We start from the raw sequence: 20275 nt of genomic DNA, 5'->3' as shown, positions 1-20275 counted from the left end.
GAAATATACCAGCAGTGTTGACTAAGTTTTCTACACTCTTTATGTGATCATGTTCAATTAATGGGAATGTTCCCATTTCATTGTTCTGATTGATTTGGCATTATCATACCAACTTATGGGAACAGTCCCATTTATAAAAAAGACAAACCGAATTCCAATAGGGTGGACATGAATATGAGTAGGATTTCGAGCCAAGACGTTTCTCGTCTTATTGAGCTAGTCGGGGGCAACGACAACATTGCAAGTGTGAGTCATTGCCTTACTCGATTACGCTTTGTGTTAAATGATACCGATGCGGCTGATCCAAAAGCGTTGGAAGCTTTGCCTTTGGTCAAGGGCTGTTTCACTAATGCGGGCCAGTTCCAAGTTGTGATCGGGACAGAAGTAGACGATGTTTACAAAGAACTGATCAAACAAGCTGGTAAAAGTGAGACCAGCAAAGACGACGCGAAACTGGCGGCTCGTCAGAACATGAATATTCTAGAGCGCGGTATTTCGCATCTGGCGGAAATCTTCGTTCCTCTGCTGCCTGCAATTATTACTGGTGGTCTGATCCTTGGCTTTCGTAACGTCATCGGCGACATTAAAATGTTCGATGGTCAAACTCTTACGCAAATCAGTCAATTTTGGGCAACGGTCCACTCTTTCTTATGGTTAATCGGCGAAGCAATCTTTTTCTTCTTACCTGTTGGTGTTTGCTGGGCGACCGTTAAAAAACTTGGAGGAACGCCAATTCTGGGTATCACCTTAGGTGTGACCTTAGTTTCCCCGCAACTGATGAATGCTTACGCCATCGGTAAGGAAATTCCGCAAGTTTGGGACTTTGGTTGGTTTGTTATTGAAAAGGTTGGGTATCAAGCTCAGGTCATTCCTGCCATGTTAGCCGGTGTTGCTCTGGCGTTTATTGAGACTAACCTGAAACGTATTGTGCCTGCTTACTTGTATTTAGTGGTAGTGCCATTTGTTTCTATCATCCTTTCTGTGATTTTGGCGCACGCGTTAATTGGCCCATTCGGTCGTATTATTGGTGATGGCGTTGCGTTTGCTGCAAAAGCTGCCATGACCGGTGACTTTGCTGTTATCGGCGCAATGGTGTTTGGCTTTCTTTATGCTCCGCTGGTTATTACCGGTGTGCACCACACAACCAATGCCGTTGACTTGCAACTGATGCAAGAAATGGGTGGTACGCCAATCTGGCCTTTGATTGCACTATCAAATATTGCACAAGCATCTGCTGTTGTCGGCATCATTATTATTAGCCGCAAAAATGGCGAGCGTGATATCTCAGTTCCTGCGGCTATCTCTGCTTACCTTGGTGTGACAGAACCTGCGATGTACGGCATTAACTTGAAGTATAAATTCCCAATGTTGAGCGCCATGATTGGTTCTGCGATTGCAGCGGCGATTTGTGGTAGTGCCGGTGTGATGGCGAATGGTATCGGTGTGGGTGGACTACCAGGGATTCTCTCAATTCAACCTCAGTACTGGTCTGTGTATCTAATTGCAATGGCTGTCGCGATAGTGGTTCCTGCTGCTCTTACTTTGTTCATGTACAAACGAGCTCAAGGTAAAGGCGAGCTAACAGCAGTCAGTGCCTAACGCATCTGAGTTCTATCAGTAATCATTTTTAAATGAATATGAGCGGTTATGTCGACGTGATGATATCGGCGGCCGCTCTATTTTCAATATTTTCTATTTTACATCGTTAAGTAAGTGAGCTTTGAAATGATGGCAGAACAAAAAGACTGGTGGCGCACGGCGTCTATCTATCAAATTTACCCTAAAAGTTTTTGTGACAGTGGAAGTCGTGGAACGGGCGATATAAAAGGGATCATTTCTAAGCTCGATTATCTAAAAGATCTGGGTGTGGATGCCATTTGGCTAACACCGGTTTATCAATCACCGATGATTGATAATGGTTACGACATTTCAGACTATTACTCGGTTAATCCAGAGTTTGGCACAATGGATGATCTCGAGCTGTTGCTGGCACAAGCTCACCAACGTGATATTCGTATTATTATGGATATCGTGGTTAATCATACTTCAACGCATCATCAGTGGTTTCAGTCTGCATTGGGTGACAAAAATAGCCATTACCGAGACTACTACATTTGGCAAGACCCAATCGATGATGAAGTACCGAACAACTGGCAGTCCAAGTTTGGTGGCAGTGCGTGGGAGCTAGATGGTGAAACCAACCAGTACTTTTTGCATTTATTTGCCAAAGAGCAAGCCGACTTAAATTGGGAGAACCCAAAAGTGCGCGCTGAAGTCAAAGAAGTGATCAGCTTTTGGGCAGAAAAAGGCATCGATGGTTTCCGTTTAGATGTCATCAATTTGATTTCTAAGCAGCAAGACTTTCCTAACGATGATATTGGTGATGGTCGTCGTTTTTATACCGATGGCCCGCGTGTACATGAATATTTGCAAGAAATCAGTGAAGCGGTATTCCAAAAGTACGGCAGTGTCACGGTGGGGGAGATGTCTTCTACAACGCTCGAACATTGTCAGCAATACTCCGCTAACAATAGTAAAGAGTTGTCGATGGTGTTTAACTTCCATCATTTAAAAGTCGACTATACCAACGGAGACAAGTGGACCAACGCGCCATTTGATTTCTTACAGTTAAAAGAGATTTTTAACCATTGGCAAACCGGTTTAAACGGTAAAGGTTGGGGAGCGCTGTTTTGGTGTAACCACGACCAACCACGCATTGTTAGCCGCTTGGGAGACGATAAACAGTACCGCATTGAGTCGGCCAAAATGCTGGCTGCATCGGTACACATGATGCAAGGCACGCCGTACATCTACCAAGGTGAAGAAATCGGCATGACCAACCCAGGCTATACCAGCATTGATCAGTACCAAGATGTTGAAAGTACCAACATGTACGACATCATGGTGAAACAGCAAGGCGTTGAAGAAGCGGACATGCTAGCCATCTTGGCACAAAAATCTCGTGATAACTCTCGTGCACCGATGCAATGGGACGACTCAACACATGCAGGCTTCACACAAGGCACACCTTGGCTCCAAGTCGCGGGTAACTATCCTCAAATCAACGCGCAACAAGCAGTCGCTGATACCAATTCGGTTTACTATTTTTATCAGAAGTTAATTCAGATGCGTAAAGAGGTTGAGGTGATAACGACAGGTGATTATCTGGATTTACTGCCTAATCATTCGAGTGTCTTTGCTTACCAGCGCCAATCAGAAACGCAAACTTTGGTGTGTGTGAATAATTACTATGGCAATGAAGTCGAAGTGACGTTACCAGTACAGATTGATGTTGCGAAAGGCCGTTATTTATTGGGTAACTATTCAGCCATTGAAGATACACCAGTGGCAGCTAAACAAGTTCTTAAACCGTATGAAACGCGTATTTTTCTTATTGAGCACTAACTTTCTTGTGGGCCACTTGCTAAGGAGTCAATTGAAATTGGCAGGCAAACCCCTAAGTGGTTCCCAGATAAAGTAAGATTTAGTCGTTACAGAATGTGGCTTTGGAGTCGTCTCCAAAGCCTTTTTTATACCCAAAGTGAGTCGGAGGGAGTGTTAACTGTATTTAACAGTGTAGCGAGTTGGCTTGTGGTTCATTGCCAATACGAGGTTGAGCATTACGGCCCCTAACACAGACACTGCGATGACTTCTAACGATACAAAAAAGAAAGAGGTAACAAGGATCGCCGCATCAATCATCATTTGGCTCTTACCTACCGAGAAGCCAGTCTTATCTTGAATAACCAGACACAGTACATTGAACCCACCTAAGCTTGAACGATGCCTAAATAGAATTAGCATGCCTAAGCCCATCAACAAGCCGCCTACGATAGCGCAGTACACATCGTTAATCGCATCAACACTAATAACGTGATGTAGGTTGTCGGTGAAAATTGAGACGAGCGCACCAGAGATCGCACTATTGAAAGCGAAACGAGGCCCAAAACGACGCCAAGCCAATAGATAAAACGGGCAGTTAGCGATGAAATAGATCATACCGAAGCTTAATGGCACAAATTGAGTCAATAAAAGGGCAAGGCCCGTGGTGCCACCAGTGAGCAAATTAGCCGATTGTAGAAAGAACACGCCCTGGGCGACAACAAATGTGCCGGTTAAAATAGCAATCCAATCTTCTTTACTTGAGTGTTTTTCCATCATTTTTATAGTTATCTAGCCATTAGAGGCGTGAATAGTAGAGAAAAGTTTGTATTTTCGGTAGCTACAAAGGTAAAAATGACGCTAAGGCATGTAACTGAAGCTTTACACCGTGTAAAGCTGGTGGTTGACACTTATCGGTGATAAGTTAATCATATTGACCTTGATGATGCTAAGGACTAATGCACATCATGAGATATTTACATAAAGAAAGTGTAATTTACACTTTATGACCTAGATCAAATTATGTAGAATATCGGCAATTAATACGGTGACGAAAACGTTTGCTTTTGGTCGTTGTGTGGTTTTTTGAAACTTTGAGATTATCTGAGTCAGGAGATACAGATGCTAAAGCGTGACATGAACATCGCTGATTATGATGCGGATCTATTTACCGCAATCCAGGAAGAAACTCTTCGTCAAGAAGAGCATATTGAGCTAATTGCTTCAGAAAACTACACCAGCCCACGTGTAATGGAAGCACAAGGCTCTCAGCTAACGAACAAATACGCAGAAGGCTACCCAGGTAAGCGTTACTACGGCGGTTGTGAGTTTGTTGATAAAGTAGAAACGCTAGCAATCGAGCGTGCATGTGAGCTATTTGGCGCACAGTATGCAAACGTACAGCCTCATTCTGGTTCTCAAGCTAACAATGCTGTTTACATGGCGTTGCTAAATGCAGGCGATACAGTACTAGGCATGAGCCTTGCTCACGGTGGTCACCTAACTCACGGTTCTCCAGTAAACTTCTCTGGTAAGCTTTACAACATCATTCCTTACGGTATTGATGAAGCTGGCCAAATTGATTACGAAGAAATGGAAGCACTAGCAGTAGAACATAAGCCTAAGATGATCATCGGTGGTTTCTCTGCATACTCTCAAGTTTGTGATTGGGCGCGCATGCGTGAAATCGCAGACAAAGTAGGCGCTTACTTCTTCGTAGACATGGCACACGTTGCTGGTCTTATCGCGGCAGGCGTTTACCCGAACCCAGTTCCTCATGCTCACGTAGTAACGACTACGACGCACAAAACACTAGCTGGCCCACGTGGCGGTCTTATCCTTTCTAACGAAGGCGAAGATCTTTACAAGAAGCTAAACTCAGCTGTATTCCCTGGCGGCCAAGGTGGCCCTCTAATGCACGTTATCGCGGGTAAAGCAGTAGCGTTCAAAGAAGCGTTGGAGCCTGAGTTTAAAGAATACCAAACTCGCGTTGTTGCTAACGCAAAAGCAATGGTTGCTGAATTCCTAGCTCGCGGTTACAACATCGTTTCAGGTTCTACAGAGAACCACCTGTTCCTAGTTGACTTAATCGACAAAGACATCACAGGTAAAGAAGCCGATGCTGCACTAGGTTCTGCCAACATCACGGTTAACAAAAACTCAGTACCAAACGATCCTCGTAGCCCGTTTGTTACTTCTGGTATCCGTGTTGGTTCTCCTTCAATCACTCGCCGTGGTTTCTCAGAAGAAGATTCAAAAGCACTTGCTGGTTGGATGTGTGACATCCTTGATAATCTAGGCGATGAGTCTGTTATCGAAGCAACAAAAGTGAAAGTTCTAGAAATCTGTAAGCGTTTGCCTGTATACGCTTAAGCTTGAAGGCTGAAAGCTAGAAGCTAGAAACGATAAGAGCAAGAGACCGTTTGGTTCCCTTGCTCTTTTTTTTGTATCTAAATCGAATAGAAGAAGTAGAGTTGGGACTTCATTCGTAAGATGATGCCTCGAATAACGTCAAGAAATGCCATGAATCCAACTGGTTTTTCTCCGCTAACCCACGCTAACCCAACCGAGCCGACGGGTAAGTCGTAGCCGTCACTTTCTGCTACTTTAAGTCGCACAAAGTGGTGCTTGTTTTGTAAGTTTTTCCCAGTTGTCGCACGTACCGAATCATCAAACCCAAGTAAGTTACCTTGTGCTTCTCCCGTTGCTTCAACAATGCCTTCCACTTCTGCTGCAAATACCTTTCCGGGGTATACCGATGAGGCAAATTCTGCCGCTTGGCCGGGTTTTACATTTCGGATTGCTTGATGATTTACGCGCATCAAAACGTACTTTTCATTAGTGTACATTTGTAAACGAGGCATCATTGATACCCTTTGTCCTTCGCGCAAAATGAAATTGGTAACAAAGCCGTCAGCGGGTGCGTATACCTTGGTACTGTCTAAATCCCATTGCGTTTGTGCTATCTGTTCATCAATGGTACGTAAGTCGGCGCGCCTGCTTTTTACCGCCAACTCTGCCTTAGTGATGGCTAGTTTTGCTTTATCGGCATCGACGCGCTTTTTCTCTATCTGTGAGTTAATAACGCTAATGTTTTGCTTCGCCATTTCAACGCTGCTGGTTTGCTTATCAATGTCGCTGGCGGTAATCGTGTTCTTTACAACTCTATTTTGTTCGTTGTAGCGTTTGAGCATTTTGTTTTGTAGTTCATAGTCGATTTTAGCTGCGGCTAATTGGCCCTTTGAGGTTTCTAGATCTTGTAAGAATGATTGGTAGCTTGCTTTAGAAATAGCGATGTCTTCCTTTGCAACATCCAGTGCCACTTCTGCTGCTTCCTTTTTCACCGTTATTTGATTGAGGGCGATTTGGTAGCGGGTGTCGTCAAGCTCATAAATCAACTGGCCTTTTGTCACGTCTTGATTAGGCTTAACGTAAATACGCTCTACCTTTCCAGTCACATTGCTGGAATCGGGACGCAGCTGAATATGAGGCGACTGAACCACTGAGCCTCCAGACAAGTCCATCGGGGTAAAGTTAATAAGCCCAACCCAAACGAACAGCAGCCATGAAGTTCCGCCCAGATAAGCGAACGACTTAGTTGCTTTATTCCAAGGCATACCGACCATTCGTAATAGGTAAATAAATAGTGACCATACTGCTAAGCCTTCTAACATTTTGGATCCTCTTGTTTGATTGCTACGGGTGTATGACGCCATGTGTCTCTAAGGTTGATGATGGCTTTTTCCATATCAACAAACGCGAGAATAACGGCCAATACCCATACCCAGTGCCAAACGAAGCCAATCCATGTGAGGGCAGTAATCAATCCGATTTGATGATGATCTTTACTGTGTGCTTTGTTGATTGGTAGTTCATGTAATTTCCAGAAACCAAATACCGCAGCGCCAATAGTAGCGATTAGGATTACTGCTGCGACAATGTGTAGTGCCGTATCGGCACCTGTTCCTACAAACGGGACACTAAGTAAACTCATTAAATACTCCTAATGATTAATATGAGCGTATTGTGATTTAGAATTGAATAATGGGTTTTAATATGACAGATTACTTAATTAATGAGGTTATATTGATGTAATTGGTAAGGTGGTGGTTATGGGCAGTGTTCATTTCATGCGTGCGATAGCAATTGTTAATATCGGAGAGCTAGCGGTAAAACGGTATGGGATAGACATCAATCAATTAGGCATACCAGAATCGGTATTTCTCAACCCGATGAACTTGATCCCAATTGGTGAAGTGAACAACTGGTTTAGCCTTTTAGTACAACAGACAGCGAACCCAGACATCATCCTTGAACTGGCACAGGTCTTAGACATAGAAAGTATGGGATCCATCGGGCGCTGGTTGTTCTCGGGCTACGACTTGGCTTCCACCATTCGGCGGATTAATTATGGTGTGGGGAGCTTACAATCTGGCGCGTTCATGGCCGGCGCTCAAGTTGGTTCCATTATTAAATGGACTTATAACAACTCCAGTTTTTCACCACAAGTCAAAGTGCACGATAGCGTGCGTGCAGCAGTATTCATGACGAAAGTACTGCGTGAATACCTAGGTGCAGACTTCGCGCCTCAACGGATCATGATTTCTGGCGTATGTAAAAATGAGCAAGCGTACAAAGAATTTTTTGGCTGTGACATTGGTTGGAGTCATTCAAAAACCGAGGTATGGATTCATTCTGACTTAAGGCTAGCAACCAAGCAATCTCGTCAAATTTCGAATAAACGTTTGGCGATGAATTTTGCAGAGCTGGATGAGATATTGAACATGCCAGAACCAGAAGATGAGCTAAAAGTGATCTATGAAATGGTTAACTATAGCCGCTACTTTGGTTTACCAACCCTGTCTTCGGTATCAAGCTTACTGGGCTTGTCGGAGCAGCAGTTTCAACGCCGATTACATAGCCTAGGGCTTAACTTTTCGACCGTATGCGGCTATGTGATGAGTAATGTTGCGGTTGATTTACTCAGCAAAGGGATCGAAGTCGATCAGATTGCCGTGAGGTTAGGTTATACCAACGTAGCCAGTTTTAATCGAATGTTCAAAAAACATCGTGGCTTAACCCCTAAACAATACATCCGGCATTTTCATGATGTTTTTTAGTGCACTCTCAAGTAGAGTCTTGATAACCACCGACCAAACTCGGTTACTCGTTTTCACGCCTGTGTGGTAATGTTTACCCGATTACATTCCATTGGATTACCGTATTTACATGAGCTTTTTATGCTTAAAATACTGCGGTCTTTGCCACAGATACTCCTTATTTAAACGAAAAGAATTATTATGAATTTTGATATCAATGCACTGAAGCACCACCAACTGGTCGAAGATGGTCAACTAGAAGGGTGTTACATTCATCAGCCAGGACAGGGTAGTCAGCAAGATGATGAAGCTGTGTTAGCAGAGCGCCAAGCGCTGGAAAAGATGGGGTATAAGGTAATACAGGTTCAAGCTAAAGGCGGAACAACAACGTTTGCCGAGGCAATGCAAAAGCTTGCGAAGAAGACGGGCCACCAACCCAATGACTAAGCGAATGGCTATTGAGGTTTGTAACATTCGGTAATGCCAATTAATCGACTGTCCCTGTTGAGTGATTTCGATATGCACTCTGTTGAAAATTGAAACGCTTGCGGATGAACATCTAGGGATGCCAATCCGCCGATTTCAACGTTCTGAATAATTTTCAGTCTATTCGGGTAATAAAGGTTTGGTCGTCATCCATAAAAGCCACAAAGCCGCCGTGATAGATAAACACCCGGCCACGCCCCTCAACTAGGCAGGCAAGCTGTGGGTTCAGATCTTCTTCATTATCCTTGCTTTGAAAAGTTCCGGTATCGGTGATTACGCCGCGGAGTGTAGGCAAGTACCCATAAGTGCGCTTGGCTTGACCAATCAGGTCCAATTCGCTAGTGGTAGAGAAGCAAGAGGGGATCGCACCAGCCTCTTCGATAAATAGAGTTTTCAGTTCTTCAAAAGCGGTAATCACCAGCCAGTCGATGCCGTTAACATGATGGATAAACATAGAGTTTCTCGATAATTCTAATGCGGAGATTCTATCACTATCAGGGGCAGAACGTAGCAGAGATTTGGTTACTAAAGACGGTAATTCTGTGCCATTTTTGGACATTCACTAGGTCAACTTGAAACACGTTTTTGCCCCATTCCTTCTTACCCTATTGTTGACTCTCATTTCACTAACCTGCCATTTGACCAACTTTTACTAATACATGTAATGTGACTACTGCGTCGAGAGAACATCACCAAACAGGAGCGAATTCGCTTGGACGAAATAGAAAATATCATAAGTCGATACGACGAAGCTTATGTTGGCGACAGTTTAAGAACGCTAGAGGACATAAATAGATTTACGGGTACTTTCGTAAAGGATGTGGCCGAAATTTATGATTGCATTACAAGGATTAGAAACATCGAGCGCAATCCTACTGGTTTCAACTTAGAAGATGCTCCTATTTTGGGATTATTGACGAGGATCTGGAAGCTACTCAAAGAAGTTGTAATCTACTACGAACAGGATAATGCAGAAATTATAAGTATTTTAGAAAGGCCGCTAATCGAAGCAGCAGTAACTGCCGAATATTTGTTATTAAGTGAATCTGATGTAATTGAAGATTACAGAAAGTGCTCATACAAAGATAGATTGAGAATACTTCGTGAGTTAAAGGAAGGCTCTAGATTTTTTGAGACCAAAGCAGGAAAACGGCTTCTTAAGTCAGTTCAAGAGAAAATGGACTTAGAAGGCTTCACAGAAGAAGACTTCAAGGTACAGAAGAAAAATCGATGGAAGCTTCAAGGGAAGACTTTTTTTGACATATTTAAAGAAATTACATACGAGGATCTATACAAGTACACTTACGGGATGATGTCTGAGTCTATTCACGGTTCTTGGAACGAGTCTATGGACTGGTGCCTTCAAAAGAATGAGGATGCAACATTCTCTGTATACCCTTTTTGTCATCCAGCCGACATAAGATATATCTGTCCCACACTCAAATTTTGCAATGAGTCATACAGGCTTTGGTTGAGACGGATTGATTGTGAAGACGAGAATATGACCAATATCCTTGACTGGATTGAAAGAGTTAACAATAGAATATTTATGATATTTGACCAGAAGTATGATGGGTCAAATTGCTAACTTCCAAGCCAAAGAATGCTACTGCTTCAGCGGCTTATGGTATCACTCATAATTATGACAGTTGGCACCTTGTGACACAAAAACTCCCCATTTCAAGTTTCAGCCACTCAAATTCGGGATTAGATTTGCTAGGCTCATGTGAATAACTCTACCTTTAAATATTTTGCGTACAGGTTTTGTCTTGCTGCTGCTCTTCTAAAGCATTGAAGATGACACAGAGTGATTCATGGCATCTTTCGCAGAGGTCATTGAAGTGGTTTCTAAGTGAACCAAAATCCTTGATAGCATCTAGTCTGATTTGCTCAGCGGTTTGTCCTGAAATATGCCCCTTGAGGACGCTTCTCAGATTATGAGCATCATGCCAAGGAGTAATGTCGAAGCGATGAGTACATAAACGCCAGTCGTAAGTCTTCGTAAACTGATAATTTAAATGGTCCACCTGTTTACGTTTAGTGGTGCTAAAGGCGAAAAAGATAAGAGCAAGAGATCCGTTTGGGTTCTTGCTCTTTTTTTATCAAATGCCAATGTGCCCACCTAGTCATGGTCTATTCATGTGTTGGAGCGAGGTTATGCTTACAAACTTCAAGACAAAGGGCGTTTAACGGACCTCATTAGTTTTTGAAATGATAAGCAGTCCAAGTGAGAAGGTTGTGGGCAAGTTGCTACATGTTGAAGACTGTCTCGTACTACTTTCAAGCGCTTAATTTGAATATCAATCTCTTCGGTCTTCTGCGTGAGCAAAGTTCGGTCAATCGCCAATTCATCGGATGTATCAAACATCGTTGAGATTTCATTTAGTGATAATCCTGCAATACGTCCAAGTGAAATAATATTCAATTTATTCAACACCTTTGGTGAGTATTGTCGCCTCAACCCTTTTCTTCCATTTGAACGAATAAGACCGATTCTCTCGTAATATCTTAGTGTTGAAGGAACGAGTCCAGACTCCTTCGAAACTTCTGCAATGTCCATAAAATTCACTGTTGACTTAAAGTCAGCTTCAAGTGGTAAGGTATTTTCAAATATAACAATTTTTAGATAAAGCACAAATTACGGGAGTGATGTTAAATGGAAAGTTTCGTCTGGTTACAAGCGATATTGATTGGTATTGGTGGGACTTTAGTGATGGATGCATGGGTTTGGCTGCAAAAAAAATTGTTTGGAGTGCCATCACTTGACTATGCACTCGTGGCCCGCTGGTTCGTTTTAATTTCAAAAGGGCAGCTGATACATCGCCCAATCATGGCGACACCAAAAGTTAAAGGAGAAAAGCTTTTGGGTTGGATATTACACTATTTGATAGGTATCGTTTTTGCGATGGTTTTAGTTTCACTTTGGGGGGAGGCGTGGCTAACAGAGCCGAGTTTTATTCCTGCTTTGTTTACTGGCATTGTGACGTTAGTATTTCCATTCTGCGTTATTCAACCTTGTCTTGGCTTTGGGGTAGCAGCAAGTAAAACACCTAATCCGTGGAAAGCACGGTGGTTTAGTTTATTGGCACATAGCGCTTACGGAGTCGGTCTATTTGTGAGCGCTCTAGTGGTAACAATCCTATTTTAATCCCTGAACGATGTCGTGTGTCGCTTAGTGTTATTTACCCCATGTAGAGACCATTCGTCGACGGCTAAATGGACGAATGTCATGGCAAATTTATGCCCCGAAATAAGTAAAGGGCACCTGCGCTCGCTTAAGCCTGTTTCTCCAGCCCCAAATATAAAAAGAGCAACAGACCTTGCGGTTCTGTTGCTCTTTTTTAAACCTTAAAGCGAAGCGTCCTACAGCCTAAAGCCGAGCAGGGAGCCCGCGACCAGCCTTAATTACTTATTAATACTGATAATTTCGCCAGACTTACAACGGAACTGGTAGTAACGAGTGCTTTCGTTGAACTTAGACAGGCCTTCACCGCTGCAGTAGTCTGCGTTGATGTCACGCATGACTTCTAGAGTTTCAGCGCTACGAAGAGCGAATTTAGAATCGTCAGCACAAACGATACGAACACGGCCGTCATCGCTGGTGGAGTAAACTTTTACTTCAGTGTTACAAAGCTCAAACGATGCATCCATGTAGTTGTCTTGTTGACTTGGTGCTGAAGCACAACCGGTTAAAGTGAATGCAAAAAGTGCCGCTGCTGCAAATAATTTCATGGGTAATATCCAATTCAATTTTTATAGATGTTAAGTTGAAGACCAAATTGGCAATAGATGCGGTGTTAAACTGTTGAGCCCGCTTGTCTATCAACTTAGTGTAAATTAATCACTTTTTAGTTTAACGTACTAAACGTGTTGAGTAAAATTTAGACATAAAAAAACGCCCCAACGAATAGGTTGGGGCGTTTATAATCAATTGGTTACTTAACTTCTTCGCCTTTCGCTTGAAGATCTGCGTGATAAGACGAACGTACAAACGGGCCACAAGCCGCATGAGTAAAGCCTAACTCTAGGGCAATCTCTTTTAGCTCATCAAACTCCGATGGCGGTACATAACGTTCTACAGGTAGGTGATGGCGGCTCGGCGCTAAGTACTGGCCTAGGGTTAACATAGACACGCCATGTTCGCGTAAGTCTTTTAGTACTTGAACGATTTCTTCTTTGGTTTCACCAAGGCCCATCATAACGCCTGACTTAGTCGGCACGTCTGGGTGTTGTTCTTTGAACTTCTTCAGTAGGTTCAACGACCACTTATAGTTCGCGCCCGGGCGCGCTTTACGGTAAAGGCGTGGTGCGGTTTCTAAGTTATGGTTAAACACATCTGGCGGGTTATCTTTCAATAACTCTAATGCAACGTCCATACGGCCGCGGAAATCGGGGACGAGTGTTTCAATGCGGATGTTCGGGTTCTGTTCACGAATTTCACGGTTACAGTCAGCGAAGTGTTTTGCACCGCCATCTCTTAAGTCATCACGGTCTACAGAGGTGATCACCACGTATTTTAATTTCATGTCAGCGATGGTTTTTGCCAGTTGCTTAGGCTCTTCTGCGTTTGCAGCCATAGGGCGACCATGGGCAACATCACAGAATGGACAGCGGCGTGTGCAGATAGCACCCAAAATCATGAACGTGGCGGTGCCGTGGTTAAAGCACTCAGCAAGGTTAGGGCAAGACGCTTCTTCACATACAGAGTGAAGGTTGTTCTTACGCATCGCAGATTTGATTTCTTGAATGCGGTGGCTATCTGACGGTAACTTGATTTTCATCCAGTCAGGTTTACGCAACACTTCTTTCTGCTCTGTTGGCATGTTCTTGACGGGAATTAATGCCATTTTGTCAGCGTCACGATATTTGACGCCTTTTTCCATCTGGATAGGTTTGCTCATGATTGTTCGCTTTCTGTAAGAATGTCTACCTGCTTGTAATCAAGTATAGAAACAAGCTCTTGAACTAATGATTTTTCAATGTCAGCTAACTCTATCGAGTTCACTAAATCGCTGACTTGAATCATTTCCATTCCTTGATAACCACATGGGTTAATGCGTAGAAACGGGGATAAATCCATATTTACGTTGAGTGCAAGACCGTGAAATGAACAACCTTTGCGGATGCGCAATCCCAATGAACAAATCTTCTTTCCGTCAACGTAAACACCCGGAGCATCAGGTCGTGCTGCGGAGTCAATATCATAATGGTTTAACGCACCAATGACAGTATTTTCGATATGAGTGACCAATTCGCGGACACCCATTTTCTTACGGCGTAGATTAATTAAGAAATACGCGACTAACTGCCCAGGGCCATGGTAAGTAACTTGACCACCTCGGTCGCTTTGCACTACGGGGATATCACCAGTGTTGAGAAGGTGTTCGGCTTTACCTGCTTGTCCTTGAGTAAATACAGGGTTGTGTTCAACCAACCAAACTTGATCAACGGTTTCGTCGTCTCGAGTATCTGTAAACGCGTGCATGGCTTGCCATACTGGCTGATAGTCTTGTCGACCGAGTTTTTTTACAACTAACTGATCTTGGACGCTAGACAAAGATAGACCCTCAGGTGCTTCAGAGTATATAAAGTAAAAGGATTATAAACGTGTTTGGCACAACTAACTACCAATAAACGGACAAAGTTGTTACATCTTGAATAAATTCAATCTAACTGTTTGAAAGATTTTAAAGAAAACGGAACTGAGTGGATAAGTAAGGTGGTTGAGTGGTGTGCAGATACAAAAACAGCGACTCGTGGTCGCTGTTTTAACATTGTTGCTTCGGAACTTAATTTTTAACTCATCAGTGTGAGTGATTAAAGCACCATGCGAACAATGTCGATTTCACCCAATTCTTTGTATAGGGTTTCTACTTGTTCAATAGACGTCGCGGTAATGCTTACAGAGACCGAATTGTAAGTGCCTTTGCCACTTGGCTTAACACTTGGGCTGTAATCACCCGGAGCGTGACGTTGAATAACCGCAAGAACCAACTCTGGTAGTTCTGGCTTAGCGTAGCCCAATACCTTGTAAGTAAACTGACAAGGGAACTCAAGTAGATCTTTCAGTTTTGCATCAGAGTTGATGTTCATAGTGATGGAATGCTCCAATTTGGTTATTTTCGGTGCGGAATAGTACTGCCATTCGCACAGGATCTCAAGAACAACAAAAGCCGCACTAGGCGGCTTTTAAAGTATTATGTCAGCGGATTTTTAGTTAAACCAGCTCTTGAATAGTAGAACGATGTAATCTAGCAATCGGCTGAACAAGCTACCTTCATCAACACTTTCTAGTGCTAGAAGTGGGTATTCAGCGATGTCTTCACCGTCAACTTGGTAGAACAAACGGCCTACTACGTCACCTTGGCTAATCGGAGCTTGCAGTTCAGTATCCAGTACAAAGTTTGCGCTCATGTTTTTAGCTTGGCCACGAGGAAGCGTAACGAATGTATCTTCAGCAACGCCTAGCGCGACTGTGTCGCTTGCGCCCATCCAGATTTTCTCGCTTACGAACGTTTCGCCTGCTTTATGAGGAGAGACTGTTTCAAAAAAGCGGAATCCGTAATTCAGTAGTTTTTTACTTTCGGCTTTACGAGCATTCGCATTTTTTGTACCCATAACCGCTGCAACTAAGCGCATTTTGCCTTGAGTAGCAGAACTAACCAGGCTGTAACCTGCGTTATTTGTGTGGCCAGTTTTAATGCCATCTACGTTCATGCTTTTATCCCAAAGCAAGCCGTTACGGTTGTATTGAGTGATGCCGTTGTAGGTAAACTGTTTTTCAGCGTAGATACGGTACTCTTCAGGTACGTCACGGATAAGTGCTTGTCCAAGCAAAGCCATGTCGTAAGGCGTTGAGTAAAGTTCGTTGTTATCTAAACCGTGTACGTTGGCGAAGTGGCTGTCATCCATACCGATAGACTTAGCCCAAGCGTTCATCAGATCAACGAATGCGTCTTCAGAACCTGCTACGTGCTCGGCCATTGCAACACAAGCATCGTTGCCCGATTGAATGATGATACCGCGGTTCAGTTCTTCAACAGTGACGGTTGTACCCACTTCGATGAACATTTTTGATGAATCTGGGAAGTTTTTCGCCCATGCATTTTTGCTGACCACTACCTTATCGCTAAGGGCAATGTTGCCGCGATCGAGTTCTTGGCCGATAACATAACTTGTCATCATCTTGGTCAGACTTGCAGGAGAAAGACGCGTGTTCATTTCTTTTTCGGCAAGTATTTTACCTGAATTGAAATCCATCAACACGTAACCCTTTGCTGCAATCTCTGGAGCATCAGGGACAACAATTGGTGCTGAATGTGCGTAAGGTGCCAAGCTAGCCGTTACAGCTGCTGAGGCAATGAGCAAAGTTTTTAAGTATGATTTTTTCATTTTTTAATAATCGTTATGTAATTTTTGAAGCTAAACTGCCCGTATCTTAGCAGAATCAATCGGCTAAGTCAGAGTGTTAGAGCGAAATTGAAATTGTTATTGTCACAGTCCATGTCAAGGTTGTGCTCTAAAGCGTTTAATAAAAGCGGAGGGATAACCTTCCGATTGTACTTGGATCAACGTCGCTTTTGTTAAATCTGCGTCAGTAAAGGGCCCAAGGAATATTCGGTGTACCGACTTATCTGCCTGGGTAAAACTTTTGACTGATAGTTTTTGACCCATTTTCTGGGCTAAAGTTCGCGCTTTTTCACCATCTTTTGATGCGGCGAACTGAATAATAAACTGATGGGTATTATTCAGTGGCGTATTGCTTGGCTTTTCGACCGTGATGTATTCGATTTCTACGTTGGCTGTACCTGTTTTTAGGACGTCCAGTTTATACGCTGCAGCGTAACTTAGATCGATGATTCGTCCATCATGAAAGGGGCCGCGGTCATTGACTCTTACTATCGTCGTTTTGTCGTTGTCTTTGTTCGTGACCTTAACATAGCTTGGTATTGGCAATGTTTTGTGTGCTGCCGACATGGAGTACATGTCATAAACTTCACCGTTAGATGTTAAGTGGCCATGGAATTTTTTCCCGTACCAAGATGCAATGCCTTGTTGTTTGAAGTCTTTAGGCTGTTTTACTATTTGATAAGACCCACCACGTAAGGTGTAGTCTTTGTTGCCGCCTAAGCTGATAGGTTCGTATTTTGGGTGCGCATCTTCAAGATGCTCAACGGCAATCGGTTTGGCTGGGGCTAGGTCATCATCAATACTATAGCGGCCTTTATCAGAACTCGAGCAACCAGCCAGTATTAAAGGTGTTGCAAAAGCGAGCAGTAGAATCTTTTTCAGCATGATATTAGGTCGCCTTAGAGAGCATTTTTCTGTGTGTATGAATCGACATTAAAATGCCAAAACCTGCCATGAGCGTCACCATTGATGTTCCACCATAACTAATAAGGGGTAGGGGAACCCCAACTACAGGTAAGATGCCACTCACCATGCCAATATTTACAAAAATGTAGACAAAGAAACTCAGTACTACACTGCCTGCCATCATGCGGCCGAAGGCTGTCTGAGCTTTACTAGCGAGGATCAGGCCTCGACCAATAATAAATAAGTAAATACTCAGGAGTGCAATAACGCCGATCATTCCCCATTCTTCAGCGATAACAGCGAAGATGAAATCAGTGTGACGTTCGGGCAAAAACTCTAATTGTGATTGAGTGCCATGAAGCCAACCTTTACCAGACATGCCACCAGAACCGATAGCAATTTTACTCTGAATAATGTGGTAGCCAGCACCAAGAGGGTCGGATTCCGGATTAAACAAGGTTTTCACTCGTACTTTTTGGTATTCCCGCATTAAGAAGAACCAAAGCACAGGGATAAAAGCGCCAACCGCAATGGCGGCTGCCCCGATGATTTTCCAACTGATCCCAGCCAAAAAGATAACAAAAATACCAGAAGCAGCAATCAAAATGGACGTGCCAAGATCCGGTTGTTTTGCAATTAATATGGTTGGAATAAAGACCATAAGCAAAGAAACAAATAGAGTTCGAATCGTTGGTGGTAGTGCTTGCTTACCTATGTAACGAGCCACCATTAGTGGTACGGCCAACTTGAGTAACTCTGAAGGCTGAAAACGGATGAATCCAAGGTTGAGCCACCGCTGGGCTCCCTTTGAGGATTCGCCAAAAAACAGTACGCCAAGCAGTAACAGAGCCCCGGAAACAAACAGCAGAGGCGCAAGCGCTTCATAGGTTCGAGGCGGGATCTGAGCAAGAACAAACATGACAACCAAAGAAAGCGCCATACGCATGGCTTGGCGATCCATCATCGCTAGGCTTTGCCCACTGGCACTGTACATAATGACCAAACCAAAGGCCATTAACAGTAAAATCCCCAATAACATAGGTAAGTCGATGTGCAGGCGATCAAAAAAGCTACGGTTCTGACCCGTTGGGTTTAATTTCATTGTGCTTTATCACCGTCTTTTTTGTTGAGCAATACATGATCAAATATCTTACGCACGACAGGGCCACCTTGCGATGAACCTCCGCCAGCATTTTCTAATACGATAGTAACCACAAGCTCTGGTGCTTCCCATGGAGCAAAGCCGGTATAAAGGGCGTGGTCGCGTAAATGCTCTGCGAGTTCGTCTGCGTTATATTCTTGGTCTTCTTTTAAGCCGAATACCTGCGCGGTCCCGGATTTTCCTCCGGTTAGATATTCGGTTTTATAGAACGCCCTTCTTGCTGTACCGCGCTTGCCATGGTTAACCAGCTTCATGCCGTTTAGAGCGATATCCCAGTATTTATCTGGAACCCCTTCAATGGGCGGATAAGTTTCAATTGGGGCCATTATTCGATTGTAGGGTTCAACAGATTTGTCGATCGTTGCGCGTAATAAGTGCGGAGCCATGACTGTACCTCTGTTAACTAATACAGAAGTGGCTTTCGCAAGTTGCATCGGTGTTGAGGTCCAATAGCCTTGGCCGATACCAACCGGAATGGTGTCACCTTGATACCAAGGTTGGCGATGGCGGCCCATTTTCCATTCGCGAGTTGGCATGTTGGCTTTACTTTCTTCTCGAATATCAATGCCGGTGTAATCGCCGAAGCCAAATAGCATCATCCATTCGGAAATACGATCAATGCCCATGTCATAGGCAATTTGATAGAAGAAAGTGTCGACGGATTCTTCAATTGATTTGGTGATGTCGACCTTACCGTGCCCCCAACGTAGCCAATCTCGAAACGGCTTGGTTTTTGAATTTGGTATTTTCCAATAACCTGGGTCGTTACGTGTGGTGTTCGTCGTGATCACTTTTTCTTGTAATGCCGCCACCGCCATAAAGGGTTTAATGGTTGATGCTGGCGGGTAAATACCTAACGTTGAACGGTTAACCAACGGGCGGTCTTTGTTTTCAAGCAGTGCTCGGTAGTCTTTACCAGAAATACCATGTACAAATGAGTTCGGGTTGTAGCTTGGACTAGATACCATCGCAAGTACGCCATTATCTGATGGGTCCAAGACAATGGCTGAGCCACGACGGCCATCAAGTAATCCGTAGATAAAATCTTGCAAGTTGATGTCTAAATTCAGAACGATATCTTGCCCTGGTATTGGCGGTACGTATTTAAGTGTTCTGATGACGCGGCCACGGCTGTTGACTTCAACTTCTTGATAGCCAGCCGTGCCATGAAGCACATCTTCATAAAATCGTTCAATACCAATTTTACCAATATCGCGAGTTGCCTGATAATTTGCCGCTTTGTCTTCCAGTGTTAAGCGGTTTAAATCTCGATCATTAATGCGAGAAACGTAGCCAATAACATGGGTTAAAGACGCGCCAAACGGGTAGTTTCGCTTCAAAATAGCGGAAACTTCAACCCCTTTAAATTCATGTTGATTGACGGCAAATAAAGCAACTTGCTTCTCTGTTAGTTGGGTCAATAACGGGACGGATTTAAATCGCCTGGTGCGGCGTCGCTCTTTGTTAAAAGCGTCGACTCTGGCTGGTGATATATCGAGAAATGTTTGTAGTCGAGCGATGGTATCGTCGATGTCGTCTATTTTTTCCGGTGTCAGCTCTAGGCTAAAAATGGGGCGATTTTCGGCCAGTAATATGCCATTTCGATCGTAAATTAGACCGCGATTGGGCGCAATAGGCACCACTTTAATTCGGTTGTCATTGGAACGAGTTTTGTAGTCTTGGTACTGGTTAACCTGAATATTATAGAGATTTAGCAGCAACACCCCCATCAAGGTTACAATGCCGACAAACGCGACAATGGCTCGACGAGAGAAAAGCGCGGACTCAGCATGGTAATCTCGGATTTGGGTGCGCATGCGTCTCATGGAAT

20 protein-coding genes are annotated in these 20275 nt (G+C 43.7%); 7 read left to right on the top strand and 13 right to left on the bottom strand.

All coding sequences use genetic code 11. From position 1 onward, the window contains the following. The first annotated feature begins 174 nt into the window (after positions 1–174). Together treB and treC are read left to right on the top strand one after the other, a co-directional pair. Positions 175–1599, top strand: coding sequence for a PTS trehalose transporter subunit IIBC (gene treB / locus QWZ04_RS13590; protein ID WP_102522096.1), 1425 nt, complete (start codon positions 175–177; stop codon positions 1597–1599). Positions 1600–1725: 126 nt separating this feature from the next. Beyond that, complete coding sequence (gene treC, locus QWZ04_RS13585) at positions 1726–3405, top strand: alpha,alpha-phosphotrehalase (protein WP_290328822.1); 1680 nt, start codon at positions 1726–1728, stop codon at positions 3403–3405. A 153-nt stretch (positions 3406–3558) separates the two neighbouring features. Here the strand turns inward: treC and QWZ04_RS13580 are convergent, their stop codons facing one another. Further along, positions 3559–4158: a YitT family protein gene (locus QWZ04_RS13580; protein ID WP_290329174.1), complete on the bottom strand. Its 600-nt coding sequence runs from the start codon at positions 4156–4158 to the stop codon at positions 3559–3561. 345 nt (positions 4159–4503) lie between these two features. Between QWZ04_RS13580 and glyA the strand changes: the two genes are divergently transcribed. Then, complete coding sequence (gene glyA, locus QWZ04_RS13575; RefSeq protein WP_290328821.1) at positions 4504–5754, top strand: serine hydroxymethyltransferase; 1251 nt, start codon at positions 4504–4506, stop codon at positions 5752–5754. Between the two features lie 77 nt (positions 5755–5831). Here the strand turns inward: glyA and QWZ04_RS13570 are convergent, their stop codons facing one another. Beyond that, the gene (locus QWZ04_RS13570; protein ID WP_290328820.1) at positions 5832–7055 is read right to left on the bottom strand and encodes an HlyD family secretion protein; all 1224 of its coding nucleotides are present in this window, start codon (positions 7053–7055) and stop codon (positions 5832–5834) included. Next, positions 7049–7375 (bottom strand): MFS transporter, encoded by a 327-nt coding sequence (locus tag QWZ04_RS13565; RefSeq protein WP_290328819.1) that lies wholly within the window; start codon positions 7373–7375, stop codon positions 7049–7051. The genes QWZ04_RS13570 and QWZ04_RS13565 overlap by 7 nt, the downstream gene beginning before the upstream one ends. Positions 7376–7493: 118 nt before the next feature. Between QWZ04_RS13565 and QWZ04_RS13560 the strand changes: the two genes are divergently transcribed. Both QWZ04_RS13560 and QWZ04_RS13555 read left to right on the top strand, forming a co-directional pair. After that, positions 7494–8501, top strand: coding sequence for an AraC family transcriptional regulator (locus QWZ04_RS13560; protein WP_290328818.1), 1008 nt, complete (start codon positions 7494–7496; stop codon positions 8499–8501). Between the two features lie 180 nt (positions 8502–8681). After that, a complete protein-coding gene (locus QWZ04_RS13555) occupies positions 8682–8927 on the top strand; it encodes a hypothetical protein (protein WP_290328817.1) in 246 nt (81 codons plus the stop codon). Positions 8928–9081: 154 nt separating this feature from the next. Here the strand turns inward: QWZ04_RS13555 and QWZ04_RS13550 are convergent, their stop codons facing one another. Further along, positions 9082–9420: a cytosolic protein gene (locus QWZ04_RS13550; protein WP_290329173.1), complete on the bottom strand. Its 339-nt coding sequence runs from the start codon at positions 9418–9420 to the stop codon at positions 9082–9084. Positions 9421–9678: 258 nt separating this feature from the next. Here QWZ04_RS13550 and QWZ04_RS13545 point away from each other — a divergent pair, with 258 nt between their 5' ends. Then, entirely contained in the window at positions 9679–10554 is an 876-nt protein-coding gene (locus tag QWZ04_RS13545; protein ID WP_290328816.1) for a DUF5677 domain-containing protein, read from the top strand. Positions 10555–11136: 582 nt separating this feature from the next. Here the strand turns inward: QWZ04_RS13545 and QWZ04_RS13540 are convergent. Beyond that, on the bottom strand, positions 11137–11526 hold the full coding sequence (locus tag QWZ04_RS13540; RefSeq protein WP_290328815.1) for a helix-turn-helix domain-containing protein: 390 nt from the start codon (positions 11524–11526) through the stop codon (positions 11137–11139). A 96-nt stretch (positions 11527–11622) separates the two neighbouring features. Between QWZ04_RS13540 and QWZ04_RS13535 the strand changes: the two genes are divergently transcribed. After that, positions 11623–12114: a DUF2938 domain-containing protein gene (locus QWZ04_RS13535; RefSeq protein ID WP_290328814.1), complete on the top strand. Its 492-nt coding sequence runs from the start codon at positions 11623–11625 to the stop codon at positions 12112–12114. A 257-nt stretch (positions 12115–12371) separates the two neighbouring features. On the opposite strand, the gene QWZ04_RS13530 is transcribed toward QWZ04_RS13535, so the two are convergent. The 8 genes from QWZ04_RS13530 to mrdA form a co-directional block, all read right to left on the bottom strand. Beyond that, complete coding sequence (locus QWZ04_RS13530) at positions 12372–12698, bottom strand: hypothetical protein (RefSeq protein WP_290328813.1); 327 nt, start codon at positions 12696–12698, stop codon at positions 12372–12374. A 203-nt stretch (positions 12699–12901) separates the two neighbouring features. Further along, positions 12902–13867 carry a lipoyl synthase gene (gene lipA / locus QWZ04_RS13525; RefSeq protein WP_290328812.1) on the bottom strand — a complete coding sequence of 322 codons (966 nt, stop codon included), beginning with the start codon at positions 13865–13867 and terminating at the stop codon, positions 12902–12904. Beyond that, positions 13864–14523 carry a lipoyl(octanoyl) transferase LipB gene (lipB, locus tag QWZ04_RS13520; protein ID WP_290328811.1) on the bottom strand — a complete coding sequence of 220 codons (660 nt, stop codon included), beginning with the start codon at positions 14521–14523 and terminating at the stop codon, positions 13864–13866. Before lipB ends, lipA begins: the two co-directional genes overlap by 4 nt. A 260-nt stretch (positions 14524–14783) precedes the next feature. Next, entirely contained in the window at positions 14784–15059 is a 276-nt protein-coding gene (gene ybeD, locus QWZ04_RS13515; protein WP_290328810.1) for a DUF493 family protein YbeD, read from the bottom strand. 120 nt (positions 15060–15179) lie between these two features. Next, positions 15180–16358, bottom strand: a complete 1179-nt coding sequence (locus QWZ04_RS13510) for a serine hydrolase (protein WP_290328809.1) — start codon at positions 16356–16358, stop codon at positions 15180–15182. 114 nt (positions 16359–16472) lie between these two features. Continuing rightward, complete coding sequence (locus QWZ04_RS13505; RefSeq protein ID WP_290328808.1) at positions 16473–17261, bottom strand: septal ring lytic transglycosylase RlpA family protein; 789 nt, start codon at positions 17259–17261, stop codon at positions 16473–16475. Positions 17262–17265: 4 nt separating this feature from the next. Continuing rightward, the gene (rodA, locus tag QWZ04_RS13500) at positions 17266–18384 is read right to left on the bottom strand and encodes a rod shape-determining protein RodA (RefSeq protein WP_290328807.1); all 1119 of its coding nucleotides are present in this window, start codon (positions 18382–18384) and stop codon (positions 17266–17268) included. Continuing rightward, a complete protein-coding gene (gene mrdA, locus QWZ04_RS13495) occupies positions 18381–20270 on the bottom strand; it encodes a penicillin-binding protein 2 (protein WP_290328806.1) in 1890 nt (629 codons plus the stop codon). Before mrdA ends, rodA begins: the two co-directional genes overlap by 4 nt. Positions 20271–20275 lie beyond the last annotated feature (5 nt).

Source organism: Vibrio tapetis subsp. quintayensis (assembly GCF_030409945.1).
Classification (GTDB): Bacteria; Pseudomonadota; Gammaproteobacteria; order Enterobacterales; family Vibrionaceae; genus Vibrio; species Vibrio quintayensis.
Note: the sequence above shows the minus strand (reverse complement) of the source record. Positions and strands in the feature narration are given on the sequence as shown.

Excerpts from the sequence above, each read along its gene's own strand:
- treB (WP_102522096.1), top strand. The coding sequence starts at position 175 with ATGAGTAGGATTTCGAGCCAAGACGTTTCTCGTCTTATTGAGCTAGTC.
- treC (WP_290328822.1), top strand. The coding sequence starts at position 1,726 with ATGATGGCAGAACAAAAAGACTGGTGGCGCACGGCGTCTATCTATCAA.
- QWZ04_RS13580 (WP_290329174.1), bottom strand. The coding sequence starts at position 4,158 with ATGGAAAAACACTCAAGTAAAGAAGATTGGATTGCTATTTTAACCGGC.
- glyA (WP_290328821.1), top strand. The coding sequence starts at position 4,504 with ATGCTAAAGCGTGACATGAACATCGCTGATTATGATGCGGATCTATTT.
- QWZ04_RS13570 (WP_290328820.1), bottom strand. The coding sequence starts at position 7,055 with ATGTTAGAAGGCTTAGCAGTATGGTCACTATTTATTTACCTATTACGA.
- QWZ04_RS13565 (WP_290328819.1), bottom strand. The coding sequence starts at position 7,375 with ATGAGTTTACTTAGTGTCCCGTTTGTAGGAACAGGTGCCGATACGGCA.
- QWZ04_RS13560 (WP_290328818.1), top strand. The coding sequence starts at position 7,494 with ATGGGCAGTGTTCATTTCATGCGTGCGATAGCAATTGTTAATATCGGA.
- QWZ04_RS13555 (WP_290328817.1), top strand. The coding sequence starts at position 8,682 with ATGAATTTTGATATCAATGCACTGAAGCACCACCAACTGGTCGAAGAT.
- QWZ04_RS13550 (WP_290329173.1), bottom strand. The coding sequence starts at position 9,420 with ATGTTTATCCATCATGTTAACGGCATCGACTGGCTGGTGATTACCGCT.
- QWZ04_RS13540 (WP_290328815.1), bottom strand. The coding sequence starts at position 11,526 with ATGGACATTGCAGAAGTTTCGAAGGAGTCTGGACTCGTTCCTTCAACA.
- QWZ04_RS13535 (WP_290328814.1), top strand. The coding sequence starts at position 11,623 with ATGGAAAGTTTCGTCTGGTTACAAGCGATATTGATTGGTATTGGTGGG.
- QWZ04_RS13530 (WP_290328813.1), bottom strand. The coding sequence starts at position 12,698 with ATGAAATTATTTGCAGCAGCGGCACTTTTTGCATTCACTTTAACCGGT.
- lipA (WP_290328812.1), bottom strand. The coding sequence starts at position 13,867 with ATGAGCAAACCTATCCAGATGGAAAAAGGCGTCAAATATCGTGACGCT.
- ybeD (WP_290328810.1), bottom strand. The coding sequence starts at position 15,059 with ATGAACATCAACTCTGATGCAAAACTGAAAGATCTACTTGAGTTCCCT.
- QWZ04_RS13510 (WP_290328809.1), bottom strand. The coding sequence starts at position 16,358 with ATGAAAAAATCATACTTAAAAACTTTGCTCATTGCCTCAGCAGCTGTA.
- QWZ04_RS13505 (WP_290328808.1), bottom strand. The coding sequence starts at position 17,261 with ATGCTGAAAAAGATTCTACTGCTCGCTTTTGCAACACCTTTAATACTG.
- rodA (WP_290328807.1), bottom strand. The coding sequence starts at position 18,384 with ATGAAATTAAACCCAACGGGTCAGAACCGTAGCTTTTTTGATCGCCTG.
- mrdA (WP_290328806.1), bottom strand. The coding sequence starts at position 20,270 with ATGAGACGCATGCGCACCCAAATCCGAGATTACCATGCTGAGTCCGCG.